This is a genomic window from Nocardiopsis protaetiae (assembly GCF_045446735.1).
Lineage (GTDB): Bacteria > Actinomycetota > Actinomycetes > Streptosporangiales > Streptosporangiaceae > Nocardiopsis > Nocardiopsis protaetiae.
Genome location: NZ_JBJJBV010000442.1, coordinates 1 through 3460, shown reverse-complemented (window position 1 = coordinate 3460; position 3460 = coordinate 1). Strand labels below are relative to the sequence as shown.

The 3460-nt window shown below is 73.4% G+C and carries 2 protein-coding genes; both read right to left on the bottom strand.

What is annotated here, in order from left to right:
• Positions 1–87: 87 nt before the first annotated feature.
• Positions 88–2163: a hypothetical protein gene (locus ACJOT3_RS33545; protein ID WP_406977152.1), complete on the bottom strand. Its 2076-nt coding sequence runs from the start codon at positions 2161–2163 to the stop codon at positions 88–90.
• Positions 2164–2335: 172 nt separating this feature from the next.
• A complete protein-coding gene (locus tag ACJOT3_RS33540) occupies positions 2336–3454 on the bottom strand; it encodes a PQQ-dependent sugar dehydrogenase (protein WP_406977153.1) in 1119 nt (372 codons plus the stop codon).
• Positions 3455–3460: the final 6 nt, after the last annotated feature.

Here is a 3460-nt window from a genome sequence, read left to right as displayed (position 1 = left end):
CGTACGAGCGCACCGCCGGCCGGGAGGGGACGGGGTCCCGCAGGAGAGCGCGGAGCCCCGTCCCCATTCTGGGCTAGCACTGTCGGGCTAGCCGTCGGCCCGCGGCCTTCTGCGGACCAGGGCCAGGGAGATCGTCCCCGCCGCGATCAGCAGCGCGGCGGCGGCGACGGCTCCGAGCACGGACGCTCCGGTGGCCGGCAGCCTGCCCTTGTCCGGGGCGGACGGCCGCGGGGCCGGTTCGCTCGGGCTGGACGACGGGCTCGGCTCGTCACTGGGGCTCGGCGACGGACTGGGGCTCGGGCTGGGCGACGGTGACGGGCTGGGGCTGGACGACGGCTGACCCTTGAAGGTGTTGACCACCTTGCAGGTCACGTGGTCGCCCCGGGGGACGTCCACCACGTCGACGTCGGCCAGCTCCTCCTTCGAGCCCTCGGCGCGGCAGCTCCACGCGCCCGCCGTGTACCCGTCGGGCCCGGCGCCCTCGTTCAGCTCGTAGGTCCCGGGGGCGACCTCGGTCCCGGTCACCGCCGGGTCGCCGCTGGGCCCGCTGATGGACCCCTCCGGGCCGGTCGCCGTCAGCGTCCAGTCCCCGGGGACGGCCGTGCCGCCGCCGGTGTTGTCCACCTTCTTGACCAGCGTCAGCAGGGTGTCCTCGGGAACGGGCTGGTTGTAGACGGTGCAGTGCACGGAACCGCTGGCGGGGACGGTCACCGCGAAGGCGGGGTCCTCACCGTCGCGGCCCTCGACGTCGACGGAGTCCCCGTATCCCCCGCCGTCGCGCACCTGGCACACGGCGGTCTCGCCGTCCTGGGGCACCAGCCGGTAGCCGTCCTGCTGCCGCTCGGTCACCTGGACGACGGCGGACTCGGTGCCCTGCGGGTAGGTGAGGGCGAAGTTCACCGTTCCGGTGCCGTCGTCGGCGGTGGTCGCCTCGGCGGGGTCGACGGTGACGCCGTCCGTCCCGGTCTCGGCGGTGAAGGTCCAGCCCGGCCCGGCCGGGACCGCGCCGGTGGTGTCGTCGCCCTCGTTCTCCTCCGGGACGATCATCTTGGTCACCGACAGGCTGCCCGAGCACATCTGGTCGACCATCTCGCGGATGGCCTCGCCGACGGCGGCGAAGTCGTCGGTGTGGAGGTAGTCGGCGTCCAGCATGTTCGACCCGTCGAACTTCACCGGGCCGGTGACCGCGCGCAGGTTCAGCTCGGTCTGGGTGTCGATGCCGTCGCCGACACCGGCGGCGACCAGGCGGGATCCCTTGTCCTTGAGCAGGTTGGCGGAGAAGACCGCCTCCTCCATCTCACGGAAGCGGGTGAAGTACCCCGGCCCCTGCGGGGGCTCCCGGTGGAAGGTGGGGTTGCCGTCGGTGATCATCAGGACGAGGTCGTAGTGGTCGGCGGCGGTGGCCACCGTTTCGAGGGCGACGTCCCAGTTGGTGCCGCCGTCGGCGCCCCAGCCCTGGTACAGCTCCTTGAACTCGGCGGCCTGGTCGGTGGTGGCGACGGGCACCAGGTCCGGGTGGTTCTCCCCCTGGGTCGCCGGGGAGGAGCTGGAGAAGGAGAAGACGGCCATCCGCGACGGGGTCCCCACCAGGGAGTCCGTGATGGTGTCGGCCGCCTGCTTCAGCTCGTCGATCTCCTCGGCCACGGAGCCGGAGGTGTCCAGCAGCAGGCCGACATCCAAGCCGCACCGCTGCGGGAGCAGGGCGTTATCGAGGGAGAGCTGCCAGTGTCCCCCGGAGGCGTTCCGGTCGGTGTCACCTCCCCCGGCCATGAACTCCGCGCCGGAGGTGTAGGTCTGCCCTCCGGTGAGGGCGGGCGTCCGGAAGGCGTAGGGGTCGGCCTGCGAGTCGGCGCCGGTGCCCTGGCCGGTGCGCAGCGCGGGGTTGGAGAACCAGCCGCCCGGGGCGGAGACCTCCTTGACCCAGTACCGCTGTCCGGTGGCGCCGGTAACGGTGAAGGTGCAGGTGCCGCCGGTGGACGTGCACTGGGCGACCGCCGGTGCGTCACCGTCCTGGTCCTCGAACAGTCCCAGGACCACCCCGTCCACCGTGCCGGGGGAGTCGCCCTCCCGGATACCGCCGACGTTCACGACGACCGTGGCGTCGGCAGGCTGGGCCGACGCGGGACCGGACGCCACCGCGACCAGCGCGAAGACCGCTGTCATGGCGACGGCCGTCGACAGCGGCCCCCGCCCGGTGCCGGGTCGTCGCGACCCTCTCGGGAACACGGACATAGCTCACCCTCCGCAGTTAATTACTACTTAGAGTAATCACACGGAGAGTGTGCACCGGGGTTGATCCGCCCCGCGTGTCACCTGTGTCCGGTATCCCGGCGGCTCACCCCAAGGGCACCAGGAACAGCCGATCGTCCTCTTCGGCCGGATCGCCCCGGCCGTCGCGGTTGCTGGTGGACAGCCACAGGGAATCGCCCTCGGAGGTGACCAGCACCGTGCGCAGCCGCCCGTGGTCGCCGGTGAAGTGCGCCGTCGGCTCCCCGACGCCGCCGTCCCCGGTGAGCGGGACCTCCCACAGCCGGGCGCCGCGCAGGGAGGCCACCCACAGGGAGCCGTCCGCCACCGCGGCCCCGCTGGGCGAGGCCTCCGCGGTGGTCCAGGTGACCAGCGGGTCGGTGTACCCGTCCCCGCCGCCCTCGCCCTCCACCTCGGGCCAGCCGTAGTTGCCGCCCGGCTCGATGAGGTTGACCTCGTCCCACTCGTTCTGCCCGAACTCCGTGGCGTACAGCCGCCCGTCCTCGTCCCAGGCCAGGCCCTGGACGTTGCGGTGCCCGTAGCTGTAGGTGCGGTTGTCGAAGGGGTTGCCCTCGGCGGCCTCGCCCTCCGCGGTGATCCGCAGGATCTTGCCGCCCAGCGAGTCCCGGTCCTGGGACAGCGCCGGGTCCCCGGCGTCGCCGGTGCCGACGTACAGGAACCCGTCGGGGCCGAACGCGATCCGGCCGCCGTTGTGGTTGCCCGCCGCGGGGATGCCGTCGAGCAGGGTCTCCTGCCCGGTCAGGCCCTCCTGCGGGTCGTACTCCAGGCGCGCGATCCGGTTGTCGGACGCGGAGGTGAAGTAGACGTACACGTAGGGCTCGTTGGGGAAGGCGGGGTCGACGGCCAGCCCCAGCAGGCCGCCCTCGCCGCCGGGGGACACCCCGTCCACGGTGCCCACCGACTCGGTGGTGCCGTCCGCGGCCACCCGGACCACCTCGGCGGTGTCCCGCTCGGCGACCAGCACCGAGCCGTCCGGCAGCACGGCGATCCCCCAGGGGACCTCCAGGCCGGTGGCGTGGACGCGGGGCTCCCCCACGACCGCCTCGGCCGTGTCCGAGGTGCCCTCGGCCCGGGGGCTCGCGCCGCCCGCCGCGCCGTCGGCCCCGCAGGCGGCCGCCAGGGCCGCCACCGCCGCGGCGGCCGTCAGGGGCACTGTCGCCGTTCCCGTGCGCGCTGTGGATCTCATGCCCGC

What these genes read in the sequence shown, in the direction of transcription:
- ACJOT3_RS33545 (WP_406977152.1), bottom strand. Translation starts at nt 2,163, where the DNA reads ATGACAGCGGTCTTCGCGCTGGTCGCGGTGGCGTCCGGTCCCGCGTCG.
- ACJOT3_RS33540 (WP_406977153.1), bottom strand. Translation starts at nt 3,454, where the DNA reads ATGAGATCCACAGCGCGCACGGGAACGGCGACAGTGCCCCTGACGGCC.